Source organism: Streptococcus sp. AM28-20 (genome assembly GCF_003603595.1).
Lineage (GTDB): Bacteria > Bacillota > Bacilli > Lactobacillales > Streptococcaceae > Streptococcus > Streptococcus ilei.
This window is the reverse complement of sequence record NZ_QTNK01000003.1, coordinates 65,328-89,738: the sequence shown is the minus strand read 5'-3', so window position 1 is coordinate 89,738 and position 24,411 is coordinate 65,328. Positions and strand designations below refer to the sequence as shown.

The following is a 24,411-nucleotide window of genomic DNA, read 5'->3' as shown; positions in this document are numbered from 1 at the left end:
CCTCTCTAACAACTTCCTCCAAACAATCCCTCCTTCTCCCCTAACTGAGGTACAGCCTATTTTGAATTTAAAAACCCCTAAATGCTCATCAGTTTGTATGCTTGGCCTTCATATCCAAAAGCCATATTGTCAAACTGTTCTTGACTTAGCTGACCAACCACAAAGACAGACTGTCGACCTTCAAAAAGCATGCTGGGATTGACCTTTCTCCAAGTAAACAATCTTCGGTCGGATAAATACCTAGTTCCTCATATGCCTTACGTGCTACGCACTCAAAAGGACTTTCGTCCCCTTCAAGACAACCACCTGATAAATCCCACATATTGGCCCAAGGAATATTTTCCTTGTCATCACGTAAAATCGTAACTATAAAAAAGGACAATTTTACAACCTGTGCAATTAGAGAGTTCTATTTCCATGTTAGACTACTCCTGTTAATTCTTCTCTCCAACTATGCTAGCCAGTTTTCATAATGGCATTTTTCGTCACGTACCATCTTACTGTTATTCGTTTTCTGTTTGACAAACTAAAACGCCTAGTAATTTTGCGCTAAAATTTCATTCGGCTAACTTTCATTAGACTTGGGACAACTAAATTTTTCCAAGAAGAGACAATATCTCCTAAACTTCATAATTCTATAAATCAATAGTTCAGTTCAAATTCCTATCAGCTCCTGCTATATTTCATATCATAGAGCCAACTTTCTATTTCTTTTTTACACACTTCAAAAATCTTATCTTCAAGTTCTTTATTATCTTTTTCAAAACAAGCTTCCCATAACTCATCATCCTTTATTTCATGAATTGGAATATCTTGGTTCTTTAATTCTTTTTTAAACTCTGTTAGATAATATGGTTTGTGAGAATGTAAACCAATATAACCTAGATATGGATATAATATAATTTCATCAAAATCATTTACTGTTACAATAATTCCATTTCGTAGTGGCTGGTGATTTGGATTAGCATCCTCCGAATAATCATGTGGGTAGAATAAAATGACCCCAACCACATTCTCTCTATTTACAATTGATCGTGCATCATCAACTCCTTTAGAAGGGTCATAAAATTTTTCTGCAAAACGATAGATTATTCCATCATATATGCCTTTCTTTACTGGCTCAGATAGTTGCAACAAGATATTTTTGAACATTCCATCATTAATACCCAATTTTTTTAGATAATCTGAGAATTCTATGTTAAAGTCGTAAAACCTATCAGTTTGAAGATCTATATGATTGATTTTCAAAAAGGCAGTTTCATCGGAAACTATCGTTGGTTTTAAAGCCAGCTGTTCCAAAAATTCACGAATACAGGATTCCTTATTATTAAACTCAATTAATGCTTCAGTCTGTCTATACCGGCTTCGATTATCTTTGAGAATAAAAGAGTAGTCAAAAGATTGTGTTGTTAATTGATCTATTATTTTACGCAGAATAAACTTAACTTTTAAAGAATGCAAATCATTATTATTTAAAAAACTATCCTCAAACTGTTCATATTCTTCTTTAGATAATTCACCGACAAAACCCAATAAGTCAATTAATTCCCAATAAAACTTTAATATCATCGGTTTATAAAGACGATTAGCATTTCGATAGATATTAGAATTCATGAATTTATAAAGTTCAAACCCTTCTGAACAAACCTTTTTTTTGAGTTGTTCGCTATAGTTTAGCTCTCTGTTATTCATTTTATGTATAAAATAAGAATCTAAAATGTCTATAAAATTAGAGTTCAGAGACATTCCTTTATTATTAACCCTGTGAATATAATCCAAAATGCCTAAGTCAGGGACAACAATGATATTAGGTTCAGAAATATAATCTGATTTTTCCAATAAAGATATTGCAGTAGATATATCTGTAATTAGCAATGTCGAAACACCACAATCAAAGAATAACCTTTTATTTTTATCAATCAAATCAATAATTGTAGCTGTGTTACATTTATCTAATTCATCTATAGAAAAAGTAATGTTAAAGTATTCAGACATATTTTTTAAAAGTCGTAGTAGCTGACGCTCTTTTAACTCCTCAGTAACAATACTTTTTAACTCCCGAGACAATTCTTCGTTATCACTTGAAGAAATGTTCCCTCTTAATTGAAATCCCGATTTTATTATTCCTATATCAACACTTAAATCAATAGATGACTCGGATGATACTTCTGAAGTAGTTGATTCTAAATACCTCTTTGTATTTGTTATTTCTAGATCAAAATATTGCAGTTGTTGGTGAGAAATACGGAAGAATTCCTCTAATTTTTTCAGTTCATCCGATTTTATTTCAAAATGCTCAACTTTATGATACAGTTCGTCAATATTTCTTCGAAAACTTGAAATATCTACTCGATTTTTTTCAAAAGAAAACCAGCTATTTTTTTGAAATCCATGTTGTTTATTTAAAAGCTTAAATTGTTCCTCTACATCGCTGGTTTTATTTAATAACTTGTTACATAATTTATGAATATTTGAAGTATTTTCTTTTTCCTCAATTTTTTTCAACTTTTTATGAATTGTTGAAAATTTTTTTCTAATTTGATTTTGTTCTAACCAATTGTATTCTTTTATCTTTTTCTCAACATTAAATTCTAGAGTTGGATAAACCCCTCTATCATCATTAATAAAACCATCAAGATAGTCTTCAATATCCTCCATTCTTTTGGAAATAGCATTAGGAATTTGCATTAAAATTTCTCTATGAAAATCTTTATTACCACTGAAAAAAGACACATTCACTACAAGAATTCCTTTGTCATCTTTATCACCACTATACTTTCTATCAAATTCCAAAGAAATATTTTTAAGACTTGATTTTCCTGACCCTCTGTTACCACATAAAACAAAAATCCCTTTTCCTCCTCTATAAATAGCATGTAATTGTTCTACTATTTCTCGTTCAGTAGGCAATAATGAAAAATAGTCCCTGGAATCTCGGCTATAAGCACCAATGTATTTTTTTTCCGCTATCAAGTTTTACCTTCCTTTACATTTACTCAAAGCAAGCTCGCTTTCCTTTTAATATCTCGGATAAGGGTAAAAGGTGCTTTCTTCTAGGCCGACTTTCCCTTCTTCAAAGACTTCTTGGTTCCAGACGATTTCAAAGCTCTCTGCCTCCTCGTCTGCTAAGAAATCCATGAGGTCATCCAAGGCTAGCTCGGCTGTATCTTTGAGGAAGGTCGCAAAATAAGCTAGAAACTCTCGAGACAAGCCTTTTTTTGGCTCATACGGAAGGGCAGTCAAATAGGCCTCTTCTTCCACATGCGACTTGGCTGGATTGTAGAAAATGACGGCTTCTTCAAAGAAGATATCCTCGTCAGATTCTTCGCCCGACTCATCGACCAAGGCAACCCCTCCTGTGTTTTGTACTTCTAAGAGAAAAGCCACTTCTACCGCATGATTCTTCTTATCCCAATTGATCTCAAAGTCAAAGGGAAAGACCTTTTCCATTTCCTCTTCTAAAACATCCAAAAATCCATATTTAGACATCGTGTCCTCTTTCTAATTTCCCACTCTTAGAGCGGAATATGATACAATAGTTACTACAATCTTACCATAAAAACTGCCTCTTTTAAAGGAGACAAAGCTAGAAAGGAGACCCTCATGCCGGACAATCTCGCCCTGCGCATGCGTCCCAAAACCATCGATCAGGTCATCGGACAAGAACACCTGGTCGGCCCAGGAAAAATCATCCGCCGCATGGTGGAGGCCAATCGTCTCTCGTCCATGATTCTCTTTGGCCCACCAGGGATTGGCAAGACCAGTATTGCTTCTGCCATCGCGGGTACGACTAAGTATGCCTTTCGGACCTTCAATGCAACCGTCGACAGCAAAAAACGCCTGCAAGAGATCGCAGAGGAAGCCAAGTTTTCAGGTGGCTTAGTCCTGCTTTTGGATGAGATCCATCGCTTGGATAAGACCAAACAAGATTTTCTCCTGCCTTTGCTCGAAAGCGGTCTGGTCATCATGATCGGCGCAACGACTGAGAATCCTTTCTTCTCCGTGACGCCTGCCATTCGCAGTCGGGTACAGATTTTTGAGTTGGAACCCTTGACCAATGAGCAGGTCAAAGAGGCTATCCAGTTGGCGCTGAGCGACTCTGAGCGGGGCTTTGACTTTCCTGTTACCCTCGACGAGGAGGCCTTGGATTTCATCGCCACTTCGACCAATGGAGACCTGCGTTCTGCCTATAACTCTCTCGATCTGGCTGTGCTGTCGACCTCTGAAAATGCAGAAGGCATCCGTCATATTACGCTAGACATCATGGAAAACAGCCTCCAGCGCAGCTACATCACCATGGACAAGGATGGAGATGGCCACTACGATGTTCTCTCTGCTCTTCAAAAATCCATCCGCGGATCCGATGTTGATGCCAGTCTCCACTATGCCGCCCGCTTAATCGAAGCTGGTGATTTACCCAGCTTAGCTCGTCGCTTGACGGTCATTGCCTACGAAGATATCGGCCTAGCCAATCCAGATGCCCAGATCCATACGGTGACAGCCCTTCAGGCAGCCGAGCGGATCGGCTTCCCCGAAGCTCGCATCCTCATCGCCAACATCATTATCGACCTGGCCCTTTCACCCAAGTCTAATTCAGCCTACGTCGCCATGGACAAGGCCTTGGCAGACCTCCGGAAGTCAGGCAACCTTCCCATCCCTCGCCATTTACGAGATGGCCACTATGCCGGAAGCAAGACCTTGGGGAATGCCCAAGATTACAAATACCCTCACAATTATCCTGGCAATTGGGTCCAACAGGACTACCTGCCAGATAAGCTGAAGGGTACCTCCTATTTCACTACTAATGAAAATGGCAAATACGAGCGAGCCCTAGGGGCGACAAAAGAGAAGATTGATCAACTCAAGAAAAGATGATATCGGTTCCAAAAAATTGAGATTTTCCCTTGAAATTTTTTTGAAATATGGTATCATATACATATAGAAACGCTGTGGTGTACGACTTCACACTTAAGTGTTGACCGACTATTTTTTGTATTATTAGGGAAACAAAGGACTTCTAACAGCATGCAGGCCGTATCACGCGGAAGCAGCTTCAGTTAGAGCAAGTTGCCCACCTGCTTAATTGCGCGGGTTCAATACAAACCGTGAAGTTTCGGCACCAATACAGCTTTTTTGTTTGCCTCCTTAGCTCAGTTGGTAGAGCAGTAGACTCTTAATCTATGGGTCGCAGGTTCGAGCCCTGCAGGGGGCATCTAAATCAACAGGAAAAAGCCTTGATTTACAAGGCTTTTTTGCTTGTCTATAACTGATTTGCCCCATCATTTGCCCCACATTTTTTTATGAGCAATCTTTCCAGACATCTCTAATTTGATTAAATTCTTCAAAAATTTTCTCTTCTAAAGTGTGTCCATATACTTCTACTAACATTGAAATATCTTTATGCCCTAGAATTTTTGCAATAACTCCAAGGTCAAATCCTTTGTGCCAGAGGTAGCTTCCATAGGTATGACGTGCTCCTTTTGTCGTGATAATTGGATAAATGTCCAATTCATTTAAAATAACACTCAAAGCTTTATTGACACTTCCAATATCTGGTACCGAGTGAATATATCCATAATGCTGAAAAATCATTTTATACCTATTCTTGATTCCTAGCTCTTTATTAGCCTTCTCTTGTTCAATTTTTAGAACTTGTAATATCTTAATGCATTCTTCGTCTATCGGAACCATCCGAATAGACGTTTTGTTTTTTGGAGGGACAAATTTATGAGAAAGGGTATTAAACCTCCTATATGTTTTTAGCAGTCCTCTGTCAAAGTCAACTTCATTCCAAGTTAACGCTATTAACTCTCCAAACCTCATGCCTGTTTTTAATAGAAAATAGACGATATAAGGAACAATTGAACGTTGGTAATCAAATTTTCTCTTTACTGCTAAAAGTAAATCCAGATAGTCCTTTTCTGTATGTAAATATTTCTCTTCTGTCATCTGTTGTTCTTTGGATGAAAATAACTCGACATGTTGTGTAAAATCATCTATTAGAACTTTGTCGGCAATTGCCATTTGGATGCTCTGATGAATCCCAGTATTCAATCTACCAAGAAAATTTCTACCAACTGTTTGTCCATACTTATTCATAATTCTTTGGTATTCACTCGCACGAATTTGAGTGACTTTTTTATTTCCAAATAATCTTTCAATTGTGTTTTCACGGAGAAGATATTTTTTCTTTGTCTCTTCCGATCTACTACTCGGTAGAATTTTTAGTTCAAGCCATTCTTGATATAGATCGACAAGAGAAATATCTCTAGAAATTCTTTTCCCTAAACGAAGTTCTTGCAGAATTGGCTCAGCTTCTGACTCTGCAAGTTTTTTTGTTTTAAAACCGCTATTATGAGCAACAGTTTTTCCTTCGTTACGAATTTCATAGGTCCATAAGTTACTATCTCCTCGCTTTCGATAACGAACACTTGCCATATTACGCCACCTCAGTTCCTAGAATCTCATTTACAACACTTTTTGGAACAACCATCAAACGTTTACGATTATAAAATGTATAGCCTCGTGATACAAGTAATTCTCTTGCCTGATGGATGATATCATTCGCTGTATGAGGGCGATAGCCCATTTCAATTAATTCTTTGTTACTAATTAAATTATGATCCATAGTTATCCTCCTTATTTATTTTCTAAATTCAGAAACTCGCCTACAAGTAGTTGTAATTCTGCATTTAATTTAGGGAGATTCTGTATTAATACTTCTTTTAATTCTTCCGCAAATTGATTCGTTTCTTCTCTCAATAGTTTGCGGACTCTTGTTTTTTTCTTTTTGATGCTGTCTGATTTTAAATTTGGAAAAGCCAATGATAACAGTTCAGGATTGTTTAGAAAGATAATTGTAAATGCTCTTTGCTCCACTCGAATATGATCTAGCTTATAAAACCCGAAATTATCAAGTCTACTCATAATATCTTGGACCATCTCCTCCCCAATCGCTTTGGTTCTGAGTTGGAACTCTAGTCTCCACCAAAACGGATTTACATCCAAATCTAGCTTCTCTTCTCGCTTGTGAGCAATGATTTCTTTATTCTTATCATATAACCTAACTTGTACATTACTACCGCTAGAACCCCAATATTTCGTCTCTAATTCGCCCCCTCGACCATAGAAGACCTTATGTGTAACACCACCTTTAATATGTTGCAAATTAACGATTTCAGGCCTGTTGAAAATGTCAAATGCCAAATCAAAACGAGACAAACGTACCGTCAATGAATTCAATCGAGCAAAGTACATTAATTGCCTCCATACTTTCATTCCATCAAATTCTTTTAAAGTATTAGGATTGAAATCAATTCGAATCAATTGTTCACCTCCATAAATGGATAATTGAAAAAATATAATATTGATCGAATCATACTCATTAAAAACTTTAGCTAAAGTAAAGACATCATCTCGAACATTATCATATATTTCAAATGAATCAACTCTTGTACTTATTGCCTGTTTCAGATTCTTGAAAATCCGTCTTAGGGAACCAGTATCTGTATCCCAGATAACCGTTAGTCTATCAATACTGACATCTAACCTCTGTACTAATTCTCCTACATCACATCGTTCTTGAATGCTTCTTAAATCTTGTATAGAAACCAACAAAATTGTCCCCCCCTTCTTTTAGATTTTTTAGGCCTCAGAAACACCGTCAAATCAACGTTTGCTCGTTCCGTCGTTCTTTGGACGTTGTCCTAAGTGTCCCTTTTTGCTGGCTGTTAGAATAGCCAGCTTTTGCTTGGCTAGAAATTGTCTGGACGGCAGTCCGCAGGACTTCGCCTGACTTCCCGTCAGGCTCGTCCCTTGTCCTTGTCCACACAATTTCTAGCTCCAAGGCTTCGAATAGTCATAAGTCATAGTCTCGTCTTCAACTTCCTCCTCACTCACTATTCCTAAACATATGAGCTATTTTGTATCATTTATAACTTATTTATAAGTTATAAATATATTTTATAAAAAATATTTGGGGTAGTCAACTAAAAACTTGATTTGTAAGTTTACAGGTGATAAAATAAGTTAAAAATAAAAACAGGAGTTTATCATGACCTTTATTATTCAAAATTTTGGACCCAATTTGGCACGCCTACGCATAGAAAAAGGAGTAAGTCAAACTCAACTTGCGGAAGATTTAGGAATCGGTAAACAGTCCATCTCTGATTACGAAAAACAAAAAAGCTATCCTACCTTTGCAAATTTGGATAAGATAGCAGAATATTTTAATGCAACTCCAACCCAACTATTTGGAACTAGTAAAGAGATTGAGTTAGAAAAGAGTGTTCTTGAATCTAATGAATACTCTGATAAAGTAAGTGAGATTTTAAAAGCTGTCAAATACATCGAAGATTTTCTAGAAACTGATGGACAGTACTTAGAGGATTTACTTTACTTAACAAGAGGCAACCAACTATACACAGAAGATGGAGATGAGTTGTATATTGATCCAACTTCTCAGAAAAGAACACTTCATAACCAATATGAACCTGGTTTTATTGAAGCAAGGGATAAATCTCCACTAGAACTCTTAATTGAAAATAAGGAATTGTTTGATAAATAGAAAAAGCGAGGATAACCTCGCTTCAGATTGAAGTTAAAATCTTTAGAAGACACTTTTATAAGGACTTTGTCTTCAATCTGTGAAAAGGAGTGAAAACTCCTTTTCTTTTTGTAAGTCAGACTGAAACTTCCAAATTGTTTATTTATTTTATTGACATTTTCTATAAAAATAAGTATAATAGTTTTATTAGAAAACTATACTATATAGGGGGTATTGAAATGAAATTTTCTAATCGTTTACTGCTATTCCTTGCAGGAGTTGTTTTTGTCCTTTTAGGACTTTTCCTATTTACAAACCCAGTAGCTAATCTTGTTGCTTACAGCTGGTGGATTTCATTTGGTTTACTGGTTTCTTCTATAGCAGCTATTTTAGGCTATTTCTCTGCACCAAAAGAGCTTCGCTCACCTGTTTATCTTTTCCAAGGATTTGTTAGTCTTCTCTTAGCTCTTTACCTCGTTGCTTATGGCTTTGTGACCCTGCCGGTCGTCATTCCGACCATTGTAGGAATTTGGTTAATTGTAGAAGCCATTATTGCTTTCTTTAAAGGCAATCGTCTAAGATTGACTTTCCCTATTATTGGTAGCAATATCACGTGGGTAGCCTTGCTTGAATTTTTACTAGGTCTAGTGATTCTGTTCAATCCAGTGGCTACAGGTGTCTTTGTCGTTTATGTCATTGCCTTTTCAGTTTTAGTTACTGGCTTCACCTACATTATTGAGGCCTTTCGTAAATAGTCTAGTTGCTATTTCTATCGCATTCAAAAAAGCTGGGAAATCATATTCTCAGCTTTTTTGTCTCTTTAATTATCACTTTTTCGCATTCCATTAGAACTTTTAATTGAAAATAAGGAGCTATTAGATTAAATAAAAAAAGCGAGTTTTAGGCTCGCTTTTTCTATTGTATAATCTTATTCTTCAGTTCTTCCGGTTGCTTAGTTGCATTGAACTCAACTCGTTTTGTTGTTCCATCTTTCTCAGTATGATAATAACTTGAATGTTTCAACACCCATTCTTTATTACCAATCATCAAACACTCCGCCTGTAAGTTGGTACATGAGGTAAATGTGTCCAAGGTTTTTACAATTCGCGCCACATGAAATTATTTAAGCATAACCTTTTTCTCTCATTACCATTTTCTGTTATAATGAATTGTATTTCTAAAGTAGAAAGGTATTAATATGACAACTCTTATTAAACATAAACGTGTAGAATTTTCAGAACTTTTTTATGACCTAGTTTTTGTTTTTGCAATTTCAAAAGTAACTACTTTAATTGAGCATCTTCATAACGGTATTTTGACTTGGAATTCTTTCCTTGATTTTTTCATAGCTGTCTTGGTTCTCACCGATTCCTGGATGATTCAAACCCTTTATACCAATCGCTATGGAAAGAACTCTTTATTTAACATGGTAATCATGTTTATCAAAATGGGAATTTTACTCTTTATAGCCAATATGATGGGACCTGATTGGCAACAATATTTTCATTATCTCTGTTGGGCTATTGGTACATTAACCTTTACCTTATTTTTACAATATTTGGTTGAATTTTTTAGAAAATCAACCGATAATGCTAATCGGGAAAGTATCAAAGGTTTTCTATGGATAACAGGTCTAGGAAGTTTAGGAGTCTATCTAGCAGCTCTTCTTCCTATTTACGTTGGGGTCTCTATCTTATTTGCTAGTATTCTGCTAACATTTATTATGCCAATTATCTTGCTTAGTAAAGATAAGCATTACCAGGTAAATCTCCCCCATTTAATCGAGCGCATCTCCCTTCTTGTCATTATTACGTTTGGAGAGATGATTATGGGGCTAGCTAACTTCTTTACAATCGAGAATTTCTCGATTTATTCGGTTCTTTATTTCATAATTATGATTTCTCTGTTCTTGTTTTATTTTGGTCAATTCGACCATGCTATTGATCAAAAATCTAATCAAAAGGGACTATTTCTAATTTACAGTCACTATCCTATTTTCATTGGGCTTATGATGATGACTGTATCGATGAGTTTTCTTCTGAATCCTGAAGCTAATCGTCTCTTTGCAACCAGCTTCTCTTATATCGGATTTGGCCTCTTTCAAGCTGCTGTCCTAGTAAATGGGCCCCATAACAAACACTATCTTCGCTATTCGAAAAGTTACTACTGTGTCCAAGCGACACTCTATCTGGCTGCCTTGATTCTCTCTTTAATCTTTGCTTCTAATCCTATAATAGTAGTGAGTATAACAACCATTTTAGCTCTAGCTATAGCCACTCATTTTATTTATTTTTATATGACACAGAATAAAAAATATTCCAAATCTAACTGGGGGTTCTTTTAATGAGTTTATAACATAAAAAAGCTTTGGGAACCAAGGCTTTATTTCTTTCATTAATTTGTTTTTCCATTTTATCCTCCGATTTGAACTCGCACTGACATTTATTTATAACAACATTATATATCTAGTATGGCATAATCATTAGGTATTATAGGTTTTCAAACCAAAAGTGAGTCATTCGTTTTTGCCCCACTTTTGCCCCATTTTTAAATCCTGACATTGAAAATACCTAAAAGTATTTCCCTAAAATCAGCTATATTTCAACATTTTTGTTTATTTTCAATATGAAAAGTTCTTACAAATTCATGCAGGGGGCATCTAAATCAACAGGAAGAAGCCTTGATTTACAAGGCTTTTTTGCTTGTCATTTTGTTTTTTGTACCAAAATTTGTACCAAAAAGTTTATATTCACAAAATAAGCAAGTCTCATCCAAAGACTCGCTAGTTATCTAACACTCGTTTTCATCGAAAAAACCACCGCTAGGGTGGTTCTTTTTTATCAATCGTCCATCACTCCGCCTGTGAGCTGGTACATGAGGTAAATGTGTTCCAGGACTTTTACTTTATCCATATGATCCACATCCTTCACGCCTCCCAAGGCCAGGAGTGGAACAAAACCGAAACATTCATCGTAGGCCAATTCACCATGTTTGGCAAGAGCTTGTCTATATAAATCAAGTTCAAATTTTTTTGTAATATATTCGTTATCTAAAAATTGAACGAATAAATCCATCCCCTTACAAATAATATCCAAATCCTGAATATTATATTGGACAATTCCCACATAGGCGTTCTTTTCCCAAGTAACAATATCTCCAAATGCTGTTACGAACATAGGAAAAGCGACATCTCCTCTGAAATAACTATCTTGAAGAAGTTCAAGATAGTCATCTGGATTGATGACTTTTAGATAACCATCTAAAAAGGTTCCCAGACCATCTTCCTGCCAAATTTGAACCAACTCAGAAGGGACTTGATTCTTATACTTTTCAATGACTTCTTGGGGCATATCTGCCTCTTTTATAAAGTTTTCTAACATATTTTCCTCTTTCTTGATTTTAGATTGTGAATTTAACCACTCCAATTACTCTATAAAATGTAACTCGATTCATTTTTATCTTCTAATTATTTGTACTCTACAGTCGCTATAAATTCTGTGCTAATTGTTCGTAAAGTATTGCTATCAAACTGATAATTATATATCAAAATCAACGCATTATTGGGTTCAATATTGGGATTTATGCCTTTTTGCTTTAAATTGTTTACAATAATATTATTATAGGATGCCTCCTTTAGCATGTCAAACAAATTTGTAAAGCTGGTTTCAAAAACTTCTTTTTCAATTAAGTAATCATCAATGTCATCAATATCAATATTGTATTGATTATAAAACAATGACGGAACCACCTCCCCTTCTTCATCATATTTCAAATTTATAAACTCATCTAAATCTAACTTAGTAGCAAAGTTGCCAATCCAAATTGACACTGTGTTTTCTGTTTCCATAATTATCCTTTCTATTTTCCAAAACTCCGCCTCGAAGGTCGTTCTTTTTTATCAATCGTCAAACACTCCGCCTGTAAGCTGGTACATGAGGTAAATGTGTTCCAGGACTTTTACCTTATCCATATGATCCACATCTTTAAAGCCTCCTAATGCTAGGAGTGGGACAAAACCGAAACATTGGTTATAAGACAGAGCACCATGTTTTGACACAGCTTGTCTATATAAATCAAGTTCAAAGTTGTCAGTCACATATGAGTTATCTAAATACTGAAGGAAATATTTCAAGCTCTTTATAATAATGTCGCAGTCTTGAAGGTTATATTTTACAATACCAACAAATTCATTCTCTTCCCAAGTAATAATATCTCCAAATGCTGTTACGAACATAGGAAAAGCGATATCTCCTCTGAAATAACTATCTTGGAGAAGTTCAAGATAGTCATCTGGATTAATGACTTTGAGATAACCATCTAAAAAGGTTCCCAAGCCATCCTCCTGCCAAATCTGTAACAACTCAGCAGGGACTTGGTCCTTGTATTTTTCAATCACTTCTTGGGGCATATCTGCCACTTTTACAAAGTTTTCTAACATGTTATCCTCCGATTTGGTTTTTAGCATCGTTTCTCTATAATCCCAGTATACCACAAACCATATGTATCAGAGTCTACTTAACAAGAAGAATAACAGTTTCATAGGCATTTAAGTATCTAAAGGAAAGATAATAAGAATAATGTTTTTGAAACACTCTACCAAATATCAGCCTCCTATTATCCTCCCACTTGTGGTATGATGGTATAGTATGTTTAGGTACCAAGCTACTTGAGTACCTCCGTGCTAAAAGGAGAACGAATATGAAAATCGCATGGAATGAAATTAAATACCAACCCAAGAAGTTTATCCTGATTGAACTCCTCATTACCATCCTCATGTTTATGGTGGTATTTTTGTCCGGACTGACAAATGGACTGGGCCGTTCGGTATCGGCCCAAATCGATAACTATGGGGCCCTGCACTACATCCTTTCGACAGATTCAGAAGGGATTATCCCCTTTTCAACCATTACGGCTAAGGATTTAGATGAGATAAACAAGATAGAAGGATTGGATTATTCTGGCTTGTCGATCCAGCGGGCAACTATCTCAAAATCAGAGGATTCCAATACCCTAGATATCACCTACTTCGCAACCGACCACAATGAAGAAGAGATCCTCAATCCAACCATGGAAGATAGTGACATCAAGATCTCCGACTTAAAGAAAAATGAGGTCATTTTGGACAGTTCTTTCAAAGAGGATGAGGGGATCCAAGTCGGCGATCAAGTGATCGATAAAACTTCTAAGCAAAAACTCAAGGTCGTGGCTTTCGCAAAAAATGCCAAATACGGCTATAGCGAGATTGGTTTTATCAGCTCGGAGACCTACACAGGCATGCGGCAAAAAACAGATCCAAGCTATCAATGGCAAGCCCAAACCCTTGTGACCAAGAAGAGCATCACTTCTAACGATCTATCCAGTAACTTAATGGTGGCGGATAAGAAGCAAGTGATCGATAAAATCCCTGGCTACAAGGCTCAAAACCTGACGCTACGGATGATCACATGGGTGCTACTACTCGCTTCCTCTGCTATCCTTGGGGTCTTCTTCTATATCCTGACCCTGCAGAAGTTGAAACAGTTCGGCGTCTTGAAGGCCATTGGCATGTCCATGAGCCAGATCACCTATGTCCAACTGTCCCAGCTCACCATCATCTCCCTCATCGGAGTACTGCTGGGTCTTGGCTTGGCAACTATGATGGCGCCATTTTTACCCAATAGCGTCCCTTCCTTTATGACCCTGAAAGACAACCTCACCATCTCGGTTAGCTTTATCCTGACCTCTATTTTGTGTGGTGCCTTGTCCCTTGTCAAAATCAAAAAAGTAGATCCAATCGAAGTCATTGGTGGAAATGGAGAATAAGATGGCCATTATCGCATTAGAAAATATCAGAAAATCCTACGCCGATGGCAACCAGATGCACCATGTCCTCAACCAACTTAATTTAAGCGTCGAACCCAACGAATTTGTCGCCATCTTGGGCCCTTCAGGATCTGGTAAATCCACTCTCTTAGCTATCGCTGGTTTACTCTTATCAGCAGACGAGGGGCGGATTTCTATCGCTGGCCAAGACTTGACTGGCCTCAACCAAGGTCAGTGGACACAAAAACGGCTGGAATTGCTCGGCTTTATCTTTCAAGATCACCAGCTCCTCTCCTATATGAAAATCGGTGACCAGTTAGAACTGGTGGCCAAATTGAAGGGGGAAAAGAACAAGAAAAAACGCCAAGAAGAAGTCAAAGCCTTGTTGGCAGATCTGGGCATCGAAGCTTGTTACCACCAATACCCGAATCAGATGTCCGGTGGGCAAAAACAACGGGCAGCCATCGCTCGAGCCTTCATCGGAAATCCGCAGGTCATTTTAGCCGATGAACCAACCGCTAGCCTAGACCCAGATCGAGGGCAAGAAATCGCTCAGTTGATCCGGAAAGAAGTCAAATCCAAAAACAAGAGCGCCATCATGGTGACTCATGACCGCTCCATCCTGACCTATGTGGATACCATTTATGAATTAAAACACGGCCAATTGCTAAAGGTCGAAAAGGTTGATTAAATACAAAAAGAGGCTGGGACAAAAGTCCTAGCCTCTCAATTGTCTTTGCATTGTCGAGCAAGATGCAGTGGTTGAGTGGGCTCTACTACGCTGATTTCATCAGCTTTTATAGCCCTACTCAACTGTGCGGAGGTGGGACGACGAAATCGAATTCTAACGAATGACCGATTTCTGTCCCACTCTCTATTTTTTTATTCTTGAGGATCTTTGGGCAGTTCCATACGGAAGCGTAAGCCCATAGCCGTTTTATCAAATTGGTAGGCCAGTTCCTCATGGTCTAGCAAGTGTTGGACCACAAAGAGCCCCAAGCCACCTTCCTTCTTCTGGCGGCTAGCGGTCATTGGCATCTCAGCGATCTCTACCATTTCTTGACTGGTATTTTCAACCGCCAAGTGCGTCCCTTCTTCTTCGAGACGGAGCTGGATCTCTCCACCGGCATCCGAATGTTTGACGGCATTACTAATGACATTTGAGAGGACCAATTTCAGAATGGCTGGGTCCATATAAACTGCTTTGTCAGGGATTTGATTGTCAATCGTAAGCGCGCGGGATTGAGCCAAGACCTTGTACTGGTCGAGGATCTGCTCTAAGACTTGATCCAGCTGGATCCACTCCTTATCACCAGCCAATTCCTGGACAGAAGACAGGGACAGAATTTCCAGGACGATCTGGTTCATCTCATCGACGATATCGAGGGAGACCGCCAGGTAGCGGTCCCGGTCCTTGTAGCGGCCGATCTTATCCCGCATATTTTCTAGGATAATCTTCAAGCTGGCCAGAGGAGTCTTGAGCTCATGCGAAGCTCCCCGTAGGAATTCCACCTTCATCTGCTCCAGCTTCAGATTTTCCTGTTTCTGCTGCTCTAGATTGTCGATCACCTCTAGGAGATGGTGATAGAGATCGTTAATCTGTTGCTTGAGAACGCCAATCTCATCCTGCGAGTGAATGGGGAGATTGGCTGTCCGATCCAGCCGCTTCATCCGCTTGGTCATCTGCTTGATCTCAAGGATCGGAGCAGAAATCATGCGGGCATAGAGATAGGAGGCAATCAGTGACAGAACAAAGGAAGCAAGGAGACTATAGGGAAGAAAGCCCAGACTGATGTCCCGCGCTTCCTTTTGCGAATCGACGGTCGCTAAGAATTGCAAGGTCAAGTCTTTCCCTTCCTTGGTCTGAATCTTTCGCTCTTCAATGACCAGGGAATTGTTCTGGCTATCAGGGTTCACGAGCAGGTCATCCTTGACCTCTAGGGCATTTTGTTTTTGCTTGCCCTTGATCGAGACCTTGATATCATTGGTCTTGGAATAAAGGTCGATGACCGACTCAATGGTCCCTTCTTCCTGACCCTGGAAACTCTTAGCCAGGGCTTGCGATTTCTTCAAAATCGTCTGGCGCTGGGACTCGATATAGGTCGATGGAAAAATAAAGTAAACCGAAGCATGTAGAAGGATGACTAAGCTACTAAAAAGGGCAAAGGTGATCAGAAAGATTTTTGCAAAGATACTCCGTTTGGTCATGGTCTCTCCAATTTATAGCCGACATTACGTACCGTTACGATACAGTCCAGCTCTAGTTTTTTTCGTAGTTCCTTGATATAGACATCGATCACCCGGTCAAAAGGAATCTCCTCCGTCTCCTTCCAGACGGCATCGAGGATCTGAGAGCGGGTCCGGGCCTTGCCCTCATGCTGGAGCAAGTATTCCAAGATTTCCAACTCCTTGGCATTCATGGAAATAGCTTGCCCGGCGAGGCTGGCTGTGTAGCTCTCAAAATCCACCCGTGCCTCTCCATAGGTGAAGACCCGGGAAGGCTGGAGCTTTTTAAAAATAGCTTCGATACGGACCTTCAAGAGGGACAAGGAGAAGGGTTTTTCCAGATAGCCATCTGCCAACTCTCCAAAGGCTGTCAACTTATAGTCCTCGTCATGGAAGGCCGTTAGCATGAGGACAGGGACTGAGCTGGTCTTGCGGATGGTCTTGAGGACTTCTAAGCCATTGAGGATCGGGAGCTGGATGTCTAGCAAGACTAGATCTGGTGTCTCTCTGTGAAAGAGGTCCAGGGCCTCCTGCCCATCGCCTGCTTCAAAGACCTCATAGCCGCATTCCATGAGATAGTCGCTCATCCCTTCTCGAATCAGGACTTCATCTTCTACGATTAGTATCTTCATATACTTTCCTTTTATCTAAGAAACTTCTTCTACCTCCTATTATACCCTATTTCTATTTTAGGAAACAATCTCTTATTCGACATCCACCAAGAGTTCCTTTGGTTTCTTATGCAAGAGCCATTGAGAAGAAAGGATGGACACCAGAATCAAGAGAAGCCCACCGACCAACACAATCACGAGCAATTGGCTCGGTTGGATATCCATATGGATATCTGTCAGGGTCTTACTGAAGCTTTCTGCCTCAGCTCCTCCACCAAGGTTGGCGGCAGAGGATTCTTGGGCCATTTGTTTGGCAATGCCACTGGTTACGTTTTTGAGCACCGTATCTCCTACTGCTTTAGCAAGAAGACCTGCGACTCCATAGGAGAGGAGGAAGGCTGGGATGGAAATCATGACCAATTCTGCCACGAATTGCCCCGCAATCTGTACCTTAGAAAGCCCTAGAGCCAGTAAGATACCAACTTCTCTGCGACGGGCATTGAGCCACAAGACAAGGAGAAGGGTGAGAAGCAAGCTCGCAAAGATGAGGCTACCGATAAACAAGTAGTCCGCCACTTGGAACATGCTGCTGATCGATTTTTGCAAGGCTGGATAGTTCGAAGAGCTCTTAACCAAGTCATAGTAATTCCATGGGATATCCAAGGCTTTGATTTTTTCGATCAATTTATCGAGGTCCTGATCTCCTTTGGCAAAGAAAGTAGCATCCTCATAGGTAGCTGTTTGTACGGTATTGCCATAGAGTTTAGCAGCTGTATCCAAGTCAGAAATGAGTGTATCTTCATACAATTCTTGGGCGTAAGTGAGAGGAGCTTGGTTTTTCCCTGAGAACAAGCCTTTAATGGTCACTTCGACGGTTTCATTGGCCCCTTTTTCATTGTCAGCATCGTAGAGGTTGGACTTGAGACGCACCTTATCGCCCACCTTGAGGCCATTCTTTTTCGCCAAATCTTCGTGCATGAGGATTTGGTTTTTGTCCTTATCGGTCAGATGCTCCCCTTGAACCAGCTTGTAGGCCCCAGAGACAAATTTATCTTCTTTTGAAGAGTCATTGACCCCTGTCACCATCAAGGTGTTTTTGAAGTGCTTGGCCCGCTCTGGAGATTGATTTTGCAGAGTTTCTTCTGTCTCAATAATCTCGTGGTCTAGGATATCTGCGATGGCATTGATCCGCTTGATGGAGGAGGTGATGCCCTCTACCTGACTGATTTTTTCGATATCCTCTCCTCTGAGATTCCCAGCTCCCCGAGGGGTTCCCGGATTGGTCCTGCGGTTGATCTGCATGGAGAAGCTATTGGTGATGGAACCCAGACTTTCTGATGAAGCTTTTTGGGTTGCTCCCTTCATGGAGAGTCCGATCAAGCTCAAGGTCCCCATGAGGAGAATGATGGCAAAGAGCAAGAGAGACTTGGGCCATTTACGTGTGATATAAGCAAAAGCATTTCGCAACATAGCATTCCCTCCTTACTTGCTCTTCTCAACGAGGCTACGGCGACTCAATTCCAAGACCACATCGGAGGCCTCTGCCACTTCCTTGCTGTGGGTGACGACGATGACACATTTTTGGCGTTCCTTGGCCAACTTCTTCAAAATCGCAATGATATCACCTGCTGTCTGTTCGTCTAGATTTCCCGTCGGCTCATCAGCCAAGATGACAGGAGCTTCTGAAACGAGCGCACGCGCAATGGCCACCCGTTGCTGCTGCCCTCCGGATAGTTGGAGGACATTACGTTTGATTTGCGTTTCGTCCAGCCCCAATTCCAAAAGAATCTCTTTCCCAGCTTGTTTGTTGACCAGGCGGACATTTTCAAGTGGTGTCAAATAATCGATCAGATTGTAATTCTGAAAGACCAGGGAAACATGGTGCTTGCGGTGGTAGCTAGACCCTTTGGTCTGGATGTCCTCCCCATCAAAGAGAACCTGCCCCTTCTTGGGATTGTCCAGACCAGCTAGGAGGGAAAGGAGGGTTGATTTCCCAGTTCCTGACTGGCCAATAATACTGTAAAATGTCCCATTCTCGAACTGATAGTTCACATTTGAGAGGATATCTTCACTATAGCTTTGGTAACTATAGGCTACATTTTTGAGTTCTAACATATGTGTCATTTCTCCTTAACTCATTTTTGTTAATATTTCTTTTGGTGTCTTGCGCCAGATCAAGCTGGTAGTTGCACCGAGCGACAGAAGGATCAAGCCCAAGAGGCTAGCATAGGCGATTCCTAAGGAAAGACCTTGAGGGATCTGATGAAGTAGGTCAAGGGTCTGCTGTTGCCCCGTCTCTCCGACAAATTGTTCTAAGAAACGTTGGCTAACCATCCGCCCGATGAGAAAGGCCGGAATCACTGCTAGTAGGGATACCAGCACCACTTCCAAGAGGAACTGTCCAAAGATCCGTCCCTTGCTCTTCCCAATGGATAAGAGCACCCCGATTTCATGGATTCGCTCCCGTGTCCAGAGACTCAGTAAGAGCGATAGGGCACCTGCTCCCGTCACCAGGAGGACGATCATCATGATCCGTACCAGCCCTTCTAGTGTCTGAGAGGATTCCTTCATCTGGTCAAAGGCCTTACGATCTTCGACCAAGCGGAGAGACTGCCAATCCAGATCCAAGCTTTTAACTTGCTTCAAGAGGGCATCGATTTTCTCAGGATCTTTGACTCCAAAGGTGACCTGGGTCACTTCTTGCTGACTGAGACCAAGAAGCTTAGTCGCATCCTCATAAGGAAGGTAGACTTGGTTTTCACTCAGATCAGAGGTCATTCCTGTGAATTTTTCCTGTTTCTTACCTGAAAAGATCCCAACGATTTCAAAGGTTTGCTCCTTGGCAGGAGTCTCTCCCATCTGAAAGCTGGATAAGGTCAAGGAATCTCCGACCTTTAGCTTGTTCTTCTTAGCCAACTCTTCGTGGATTAAGATTTGCCCGCTCGCTTTATCGGATAAGTGCTTGCCTTGCACCAGTTGGAAACTGCCACTTCGAAAATCTAGGTGCTGGTCTGTCTTCTGGGTGAAGACAGCGCCTAGTGCTTGCTTGGCTTCCTGTCCCAGATCATCCCTTTCTACCGACTGCTGTCCCGTCACCGCTTCTTTACCAAGAATACGAACGGGACTTTCATATTGAGGAACCATGGATCCCACCCCGTCCAGTTGCCGCACCTTTTCAGCTTCCTTCAGAGCAAAGGGCTTATCCCCTTGTTTACTGGTCAGAGCAAAACTGGTCCCCGCCGACTGTTTGATGTGGTCCTCCAGTTTTCCTCCCACTTGCATCAGTGAAAAACAGAAATACAAGCAAGAGAGGATCAAGAGGAGAATCAGAAAGAGGACCAGATTCCTCGTTCTTTTTCGAGAAATATAGGCGATTGCCTGTTGTAAGAGCATGATCTTACCCTCCATTTCAAGGTCCACAGCGATACAGTGTGGACGCTTTCATCATTTGTTGCTTTTATTATAGAGGAGAAATGTGAAATGTTTATGAAATACAAAAAAACTCCCCCAGAAAAATCTGGAGGAGCTTTTAGCAAGGGAGTATGAAACATTTTTAATATGAAAAAGGTCGATAAAAATTAAGGATCAAAAAGTTTCAATTTATTCGATCAAGTTTTTGTCTTTAGACATGTATGTGGGAAGTATCCCCCCTTGCTCTGATGTAGAACTTTTTTCTACTTAATATAGTTTAACCTATCTTTGTTACAAAATAAAGGAATTTGTATTGCAATTTTGTTCCAAACATAAAACGGATGGATGACTAAAAAAAGGGGACTTCTATAGATGTTTGTTCAATTGAAAAGAACGCATTTATATCACTACATTTAAAGAAAATCGACAATTCAACCACCCTTTGTTTTTTTACTCCGATCGCAGTTTTTTAATCTAGTCGTTAAAGCTGAATTTGCAGAAAAATAAATTTCAACAATTGCACTTCACAAACAATTACAATATATATAAATATGTAGTCGATTTGGCGTCCAATGATTTGGTGCCTTAGCACCAATCATTTACAAAGGTTACGACAGAAAATAAAGAAGGCCGATAATGTCTTCTTTGTTTTCTTAGTAAGATGCTTAGGCAAGGCATCATGGTGCTTGCCGTAAACTACAAATCCACCTAATAAATTGACCACGCGGTTACGACGTGAAAAGGGAGCGAGACAGAACGAATATTTTTAACATTCGTTCGTTGTCTCGCCCCCACAAGGCTGATTAGGGCTCTCCCGAGCTTGGAAAAGCGAAGGGAGAGTCCAATCAGCTACTGCGTCAGACAGTTCATCCTATGATTGGTCGAAAATTGAAAAGATTCTACTAACTCCCTTTGAGCTAGTAAGACGTTTAACCAAGCCGCCTGATAGCGGTTGGCGTCAAATGATTAGAGGCGAAATCTCAATCAAACACACAGGTTACGACAGAAACTAAAGAAGGCCGATAATGCCTTCTTTAGTTTCTTAGTAAGATGCTTAGGCAAGGCACCATAGTGCTTGCCGTATCCTAATGAGGTGCTTCAGTCACATAGGTTACGACGCGAAAAAGGGAGGAACGATACTTTCCTCCCTTTGAGCTAGTGAGACGTTTAGGTAGGCCGCAACATAGCGGCTACCGTCCAATGATTTGGTGCCTTAGCACCAATCATTGGTAACGTGTTACATCATTCCACCCATCATGCTTGGATCCATAGCTGGTGCAGCTGGAGTTGGTTCTGGTTTATTGGCTACCACTGCTTCGGTTGTCAAGATCAGACTCGCTACAGAAGCGGCATTTTGAAGAGCTGAACGACTCACCTTCACTGGGTCGATAATTCCTGCTTCAATCATGTTGACCCATTCACCTGTTGCAGCATTAAAGCCTGTTCCGACTTCTGCATGTTTCAAGCGATCAATGACAATTGATCCTTCATAGCCTGCATTGTGAGCGATTTGGCGTACAGGTTCTTCCAAGGCACGAAGTACGATATTGCGTCCTGTCGCTTCATCCCCCTCCAATTCAAGGGTTGCCACTGCAGAAATAACGTTGGCAAGGGCCGTACCACCACCGGCAACAATTCCTTCTTCAACCGCTGCACGTGTCGCATTGAGGGCATCTTCGATACGGAGTTTCATTTCCTTCAATTCTGTTTCTGTTGCAGCTCCTACCTTGATCACCGCAACACCACCAGACAATTTGGCCAAGCGTTCTTGCAATTTTTCACGGTCAAATTCTGAAGTGGTTGTTTCAATTTGTGATTTAATCACGGCCACACGGTTGGCAATGGCTTCAGAATTACCTGCACCTTCTACGATGACTGTGCTGTCTTTATCTACTGTCACTTTACTTGCTTGCCCAAGCGCTTCGATGGTCGCATCTTTCAACTCTAAGCCAAGATCATCCGTAATGACTGTACCGCCTGTCAAGATAGCGATATCTTCCAGCATAGCTTTGCGACGGTCTCCGAATCCTGGTGCCTTGACAGCTACAACATTGAAAGTTCCACGAATCTTGTTCAAGACAAGAGTTGGGAGGGCTTCTCCATCCACATCATCCGCAATGATCAAGAGCGGACGATTGCTTTGCAGGATACTTTCAAGCAGGGGAAGGATTTCCTGGATGTTTGATACCTTCTTATCGGTGATCAAAATATAAGGATTTTCAAGGTCTGCCACCATTTTTTCATTATCAGTGACCATGTATTGAGAGAGGTAACCACGATCAAACTGCATCCCTTCAACGACTTCTAACTCTGTTTCCATTCCACGAGATTCTTCAATCGTGATCACTCCGTCGTTGCCCACTTTTTCCATGGCTTCTGAGATGTATTCCCCGACTTTTTCAGAACGAGAAGAGACAGCAGCAACCTGGGCGATAGCCTCTTTATTGGCAACCGGAATCGCATTATCTTTCAAGGCTTCAACGGCAGTCGCAACCGCTGCTTCAATCCCACGACGGATACCGATTGGATTCGCACCCGCTGTAACGTTCTTGATCCCTTCACGGACGATGGCTTGCGTCAAGACAGTCGCAGTCGTTGTTCCGTCTCCAGCGATGTCATTGGTTTTAGAAGCAACTTCTGATACCAATTTGGCACCCATATTTTCGAAATGGTCTTCCAATTCGATTTCTTTTGCGATGGTGACCCCATCATTGGTAATCAATGGTGAGCCAAATGATTTTTCAAGAACCACATTACGCCCTTTAGGTCCCAAGGTCACCTTAACAGTATCTGCTAGGATATCAACCCCACGGACCATGGCTGCACGAGCATCTGATGAAAATTTAATTTCTTTTGACATAGATCATTTTCCTTTCTGATTCTTTAAGCTTCAACAATGGCAAGAATACTTGCAGTCCCAACAATCGTGTACTTCTCATCGCCGTCTTTCACTTCAACGCCTGCATGATTTTCCACTAAGACAGTATCACCAACTTTGACGCTTGGAGCTACCAACTCACCACTGAGGGTCCGAACCCCCTCACCTACAGCGATGACTTCTGCTGTTTTGGTTTCAGCTTGACTTGCTTTTGCGATGACAAAGCCACCGACTGTTTGTTCTTTTTCTTCTACTTTCAAGACCACACGGTCTCCTAATGGTTTTAACATAGCCTTCCTCCATTCTTGTATTTTAGCACTCTTTGATATCGAGTGCTAACCTATGTTTCTATTGTATCACTTGGTCAAAAATAGTCAAGAAAAAATATTCAAGTTTTATTTAAAAAGAAGAATGGTCTAAAGAAACTTCTATCAACGTAAGGAAAACAAAGACTGATCAATTTGAAAAAACGACACAGCTTACCAACTGCACCGTTTTCTTCTTTTAAAATGGAAGTTCTTCCTCTTCGAGGATGAGATCTGCTAGATCCCCTCCTGCCCCATTGGCCCGCATCGCTCGTTGAGCACGACTTTCTAAGAGCTGGAAGCCTTGACAGAGCACTTCTGTCACATATTGGGTCGTCCCATTCTTCTCATAGCGTCTGGTTCGAAGCTCTCCATCCACAGAGAGCAGACTTCCCTTGTTGGCATAGGATACAAGGGTCTCTGCTAATTTCCCCCAGACCACTAGGGTGATAAAGTCCGCCTCACGGTCGCCATTTTGATCCTTGTAACGCCGATTAACAGCCAGCGTTGCGCGGGCAACGGACTTGTCTGTATTGGTCTTATGAAGCTCTGGGTCTGCCACTAGGCGCCCGATTAAAATTACTTTATTGTACATATTTCTTCCTCCTACTTATATAATTCGTAGTTTTTTAG

23 protein-coding genes, 1 tRNA gene and 1 pseudogene are annotated in these 24,411 nt (G+C 40.4%); 7 read left to right on the top strand and 18 right to left on the bottom strand.

All coding sequences use genetic code 11. From position 1 onward, the window contains the following. Positions 1 to 56: 56 nt before the first annotated feature. The 3 genes and pseudogenes from DW738_RS08440 to DW738_RS08430 all read right to left on the bottom strand — a co-directional run bounded on the left by DW738_RS08440 (position 57) and on the right by DW738_RS08430 (position 3,489). Positions 57 to 419 (bottom strand): annotated as a pseudogene (locus DW738_RS08440) (NUDIX hydrolase). A gap of 247 nt (positions 420 to 666) precedes the next feature. Next, complete coding sequence (locus tag DW738_RS08435; RefSeq protein WP_123160808.1) at positions 667 to 2,973, bottom strand: exonuclease SbcC; 2,307 nt, start codon at positions 2,971 to 2,973, stop codon at positions 667 to 669. 45 nt (positions 2,974 to 3,018) lie between these two features. After that, entirely contained in the window at positions 3,019 to 3,489 is a 471-nt protein-coding gene (locus DW738_RS08430; RefSeq protein ID WP_023022112.1) for a DUF3013 family protein, read from the bottom strand. Between the two features lie 114 nt (positions 3,490 to 3,603). On the opposite strand from DW738_RS08430, the gene DW738_RS08425 reads away from it, so the two are divergent. Both DW738_RS08425 and DW738_RS08420 read left to right on the top strand, forming a co-directional pair. Next, positions 3,604 to 4,875, top strand: coding sequence for a replication-associated recombination protein A (locus tag DW738_RS08425; protein ID WP_123160807.1), 1,272 nt, complete (start codon positions 3,604 to 3,606; stop codon positions 4,873 to 4,875). A gap of 264 nt (positions 4,876 to 5,139) precedes the next feature. After that, a tRNA-Lys gene (locus DW738_RS08420) sits at positions 5,140 to 5,212 on the top strand. Positions 5,213 to 5,298: 86 nt separating this feature from the next. On the opposite strand, the gene DW738_RS08415 is transcribed toward DW738_RS08420, so the two are convergent. Genes DW738_RS08415 through DW738_RS10480 form a run of 4 tightly spaced genes read right to left on the bottom strand, consistent with a single transcriptional unit; the run spans position 5,299 to position 7,846 of the window. Then, positions 5,299 to 6,438 (bottom strand): site-specific integrase, encoded by a 1,140-nt coding sequence (locus tag DW738_RS08415; protein ID WP_123160806.1) that lies wholly within the window; start codon positions 6,436 to 6,438, stop codon positions 5,299 to 5,301. Between the two features lies 1 nt (position 6,439). After that, positions 6,440 to 6,628 carry a DUF3173 domain-containing protein gene (locus DW738_RS08410; protein WP_002903611.1) on the bottom strand — a complete coding sequence of 63 codons (189 nt, stop codon included), beginning with the start codon at positions 6,626 to 6,628 and terminating at the stop codon, positions 6,440 to 6,442. Between the two features lie 11 nt (positions 6,629 to 6,639). Beyond that, a complete protein-coding gene (locus DW738_RS08405; protein ID WP_015605873.1) occupies positions 6,640 to 7,617 on the bottom strand; it encodes a replication initiator protein in 978 nt (325 codons plus the stop codon). A gap of 46 nt (positions 7,618 to 7,663) precedes the next feature. Beyond that, positions 7,664 to 7,846 (bottom strand): hypothetical protein, encoded by a 183-nt coding sequence (locus DW738_RS10480; RefSeq protein ID WP_080551212.1) that lies wholly within the window; start codon positions 7,844 to 7,846, stop codon positions 7,664 to 7,666. A 207-nt stretch (positions 7,847 to 8,053) separates the two neighbouring features. On the opposite strand from DW738_RS10480, the gene DW738_RS08395 reads away from it, so the two are divergent. The 3 genes from DW738_RS08395 to DW738_RS08385 all read left to right on the top strand — a co-directional run bounded on the left by DW738_RS08395 (position 8,054) and on the right by DW738_RS08385 (position 10,889). After that, positions 8,054 to 8,566 carry a helix-turn-helix transcriptional regulator gene (locus tag DW738_RS08395; protein WP_003013606.1) on the top strand — a complete coding sequence of 171 codons (513 nt, stop codon included), beginning with the start codon at positions 8,054 to 8,056 and terminating at the stop codon, positions 8,564 to 8,566. Positions 8,567 to 8,784: 218 nt separating this feature from the next. Beyond that, on the top strand, positions 8,785 to 9,300 hold the full coding sequence (locus DW738_RS08390) for a DUF308 domain-containing protein (protein WP_023022109.1): 516 nt from the start codon (positions 8,785 to 8,787) through the stop codon (positions 9,298 to 9,300). 443 nt (positions 9,301 to 9,743) lie between these two features. Beyond that, the gene (locus tag DW738_RS08385; protein ID WP_024053523.1) at positions 9,744 to 10,889 is read left to right on the top strand and encodes a low temperature requirement protein A; all 1,146 of its coding nucleotides are present in this window, start codon (positions 9,744 to 9,746) and stop codon (positions 10,887 to 10,889) included. 496 nt (positions 10,890 to 11,385) lie between these two features. Here DW738_RS08385 and DW738_RS08375 read toward each other — a convergent pair whose 3' ends face one another. From DW738_RS08375 to DW738_RS08365, 3 genes are all read right to left on the bottom strand, one after another. Further along, positions 11,386 to 11,925 (bottom strand): T6SS immunity protein Tdi1 domain-containing protein, encoded by a 540-nt coding sequence (locus DW738_RS08375; RefSeq protein ID WP_123160805.1) that lies wholly within the window; start codon positions 11,923 to 11,925, stop codon positions 11,386 to 11,388. Positions 11,926 to 12,011: 86 nt separating this feature from the next. Next, positions 12,012 to 12,392 carry an immunity 22 family protein gene (locus DW738_RS08370; RefSeq protein WP_006152825.1) on the bottom strand — a complete coding sequence of 127 codons (381 nt, stop codon included), beginning with the start codon at positions 12,390 to 12,392 and terminating at the stop codon, positions 12,012 to 12,014. Between the two features lie 51 nt (positions 12,393 to 12,443). Continuing rightward, on the bottom strand, positions 12,444 to 12,983 hold the full coding sequence (locus tag DW738_RS08365) for a T6SS immunity protein Tdi1 domain-containing protein (protein ID WP_123160863.1): 540 nt from the start codon (positions 12,981 to 12,983) through the stop codon (positions 12,444 to 12,446). 260 nt (positions 12,984 to 13,243) lie between these two features. Between DW738_RS08365 and DW738_RS08360 the strand changes: the two genes are divergently transcribed. Continuing rightward, positions 13,244 to 14,347, top strand: coding sequence for an ABC transporter permease (locus DW738_RS08360; protein ID WP_123160804.1), 1,104 nt, complete (start codon positions 13,244 to 13,246; stop codon positions 14,345 to 14,347). Position 14,348: 1 nt separating this feature from the next. Next, on the top strand, positions 14,349 to 15,038 hold the full coding sequence (locus DW738_RS08355; RefSeq protein ID WP_123160803.1) for an ABC transporter ATP-binding protein: 690 nt from the start codon (positions 14,349 to 14,351) through the stop codon (positions 15,036 to 15,038). A gap of 191 nt (positions 15,039 to 15,229) precedes the next feature. Here DW738_RS08355 and DW738_RS08345 read toward each other — a convergent pair whose 3' ends face one another. The 8 genes from DW738_RS08345 to DW738_RS08310 all read right to left on the bottom strand — a co-directional run bounded on the left by DW738_RS08345 (position 15,230) and on the right by DW738_RS08310 (position 24,373). Beyond that, positions 15,230 to 16,555, bottom strand: coding sequence for a HAMP domain-containing sensor histidine kinase (locus DW738_RS08345; protein ID WP_123160802.1), 1,326 nt, complete (start codon positions 16,553 to 16,555; stop codon positions 15,230 to 15,232). Further along, positions 16,552 to 17,205 (bottom strand): response regulator transcription factor, encoded by a 654-nt coding sequence (locus DW738_RS08340; protein WP_048790036.1) that lies wholly within the window; start codon positions 17,203 to 17,205, stop codon positions 16,552 to 16,554. The genes DW738_RS08345 and DW738_RS08340 overlap by 4 nt, the downstream gene beginning before the upstream one ends. A 72-nt stretch (positions 17,206 to 17,277) precedes the next feature. Continuing rightward, complete coding sequence (locus tag DW738_RS08335) at positions 17,278 to 18,654, bottom strand: ABC transporter permease (RefSeq protein WP_117744961.1); 1,377 nt, start codon at positions 18,652 to 18,654, stop codon at positions 17,278 to 17,280. A 12-nt stretch (positions 18,655 to 18,666) separates the two neighbouring features. After that, positions 18,667 to 19,308 (bottom strand): ABC transporter ATP-binding protein, encoded by a 642-nt coding sequence (locus tag DW738_RS08330; protein WP_023027590.1) that lies wholly within the window; start codon positions 19,306 to 19,308, stop codon positions 18,667 to 18,669. 6 nt (positions 19,309 to 19,314) lie between these two features. Further along, positions 19,315 to 20,577, bottom strand: coding sequence for an ABC transporter permease (locus DW738_RS08325; RefSeq protein ID WP_123160801.1), 1,263 nt, complete (start codon positions 20,575 to 20,577; stop codon positions 19,315 to 19,317). A gap of 1,255 nt (positions 20,578 to 21,832) precedes the next feature. After that, positions 21,833 to 23,455 carry a chaperonin GroEL gene (gene groL / locus DW738_RS08320; RefSeq protein WP_123160800.1) on the bottom strand — a complete coding sequence of 541 codons (1,623 nt, stop codon included), beginning with the start codon at positions 23,453 to 23,455 and terminating at the stop codon, positions 21,833 to 21,835. A 23-nt stretch (positions 23,456 to 23,478) separates the two neighbouring features. Then, positions 23,479 to 23,763, bottom strand: a complete 285-nt coding sequence (gene groES / locus DW738_RS08315) for a co-chaperone GroES (RefSeq protein WP_006595108.1) — start codon at positions 23,761 to 23,763, stop codon at positions 23,479 to 23,481. A gap of 214 nt (positions 23,764 to 23,977) precedes the next feature. Then, positions 23,978 to 24,373, bottom strand: coding sequence for a single-stranded DNA-binding protein (locus DW738_RS08310; protein WP_117744964.1), 396 nt, complete (start codon positions 24,371 to 24,373; stop codon positions 23,978 to 23,980). Between the last annotated feature and the right edge of the window lie 38 nt (positions 24,374 to 24,411).

Coding starts and splice junctions, on each gene's coding strand:
- DW738_RS08375 (WP_123160805.1), bottom strand. CDS start 11,925: ATGTTAGAAAACTTTATAAAAGAGGCAGATATGCCCCAAGAAGTCATT.
- groL (WP_123160800.1), bottom strand. CDS start 23,455: ATGTCAAAAGAAATTAAATTTTCATCAGATGCTCGTGCAGCCATGGTC.
- DW738_RS08330 (WP_023027590.1), bottom strand. CDS start 19,308: ATGACACATATGTTAGAACTCAAAAATGTAGCCTATAGTTACCAAAGC.
- DW738_RS08385 (WP_024053523.1), top strand. CDS start 9,744: ATGACAACTCTTATTAAACATAAACGTGTAGAATTTTCAGAACTTTTT.
- DW738_RS08355 (WP_123160803.1), top strand. CDS start 14,349: ATGGCCATTATCGCATTAGAAAATATCAGAAAATCCTACGCCGATGGC.
- DW738_RS08390 (WP_023022109.1), top strand. CDS start 8,785: ATGAAATTTTCTAATCGTTTACTGCTATTCCTTGCAGGAGTTGTTTTT.
- DW738_RS08425 (WP_123160807.1), top strand. CDS start 3,604: ATGCCGGACAATCTCGCCCTGCGCATGCGTCCCAAAACCATCGATCAG.
- DW738_RS08345 (WP_123160802.1), bottom strand. CDS start 16,555: ATGACCAAACGGAGTATCTTTGCAAAAATCTTTCTGATCACCTTTGCC.
- DW738_RS08430 (WP_023022112.1), bottom strand. CDS start 3,489: ATGTCTAAATATGGATTTTTGGATGTTTTAGAAGAGGAAATGGAAAAG.
- DW738_RS08360 (WP_123160804.1), top strand. CDS start 13,244: ATGAAAATCGCATGGAATGAAATTAAATACCAACCCAAGAAGTTTATC.
- DW738_RS08395 (WP_003013606.1), top strand. CDS start 8,054: ATGACCTTTATTATTCAAAATTTTGGACCCAATTTGGCACGCCTACGC.
- DW738_RS08415 (WP_123160806.1), bottom strand. CDS start 6,438: ATGGCAAGTGTTCGTTATCGAAAGCGAGGAGATAGTAACTTATGGACC.
- DW738_RS08335 (WP_117744961.1), bottom strand. CDS start 18,654: ATGTTGCGAAATGCTTTTGCTTATATCACACGTAAATGGCCCAAGTCT.
- DW738_RS08310 (WP_117744964.1), bottom strand. CDS start 24,373: ATGTACAATAAAGTAATTTTAATCGGGCGCCTAGTGGCAGACCCAGAG.
- DW738_RS08365 (WP_123160863.1), bottom strand. CDS start 12,983: ATGTTAGAAAACTTTGTAAAAGTGGCAGATATGCCCCAAGAAGTGATT.
- DW738_RS08410 (WP_002903611.1), bottom strand. CDS start 6,628: ATGGATCATAATTTAATTAGTAACAAAGAATTAATTGAAATGGGCTAT.
- DW738_RS08325 (WP_123160801.1), bottom strand. CDS start 20,577: ATGCTCTTACAACAGGCAATCGCCTATATTTCTCGAAAAAGAACGAGG.
- groES (WP_006595108.1), bottom strand. CDS start 23,763: ATGTTAAAACCATTAGGAGACCGTGTGGTCTTGAAAGTAGAAGAAAAA.
- DW738_RS08340 (WP_048790036.1), bottom strand. CDS start 17,205: ATGAAGATACTAATCGTAGAAGATGAAGTCCTGATTCGAGAAGGGATG.
- DW738_RS08370 (WP_006152825.1), bottom strand. CDS start 12,392: ATGGAAACAGAAAACACAGTGTCAATTTGGATTGGCAACTTTGCTACT.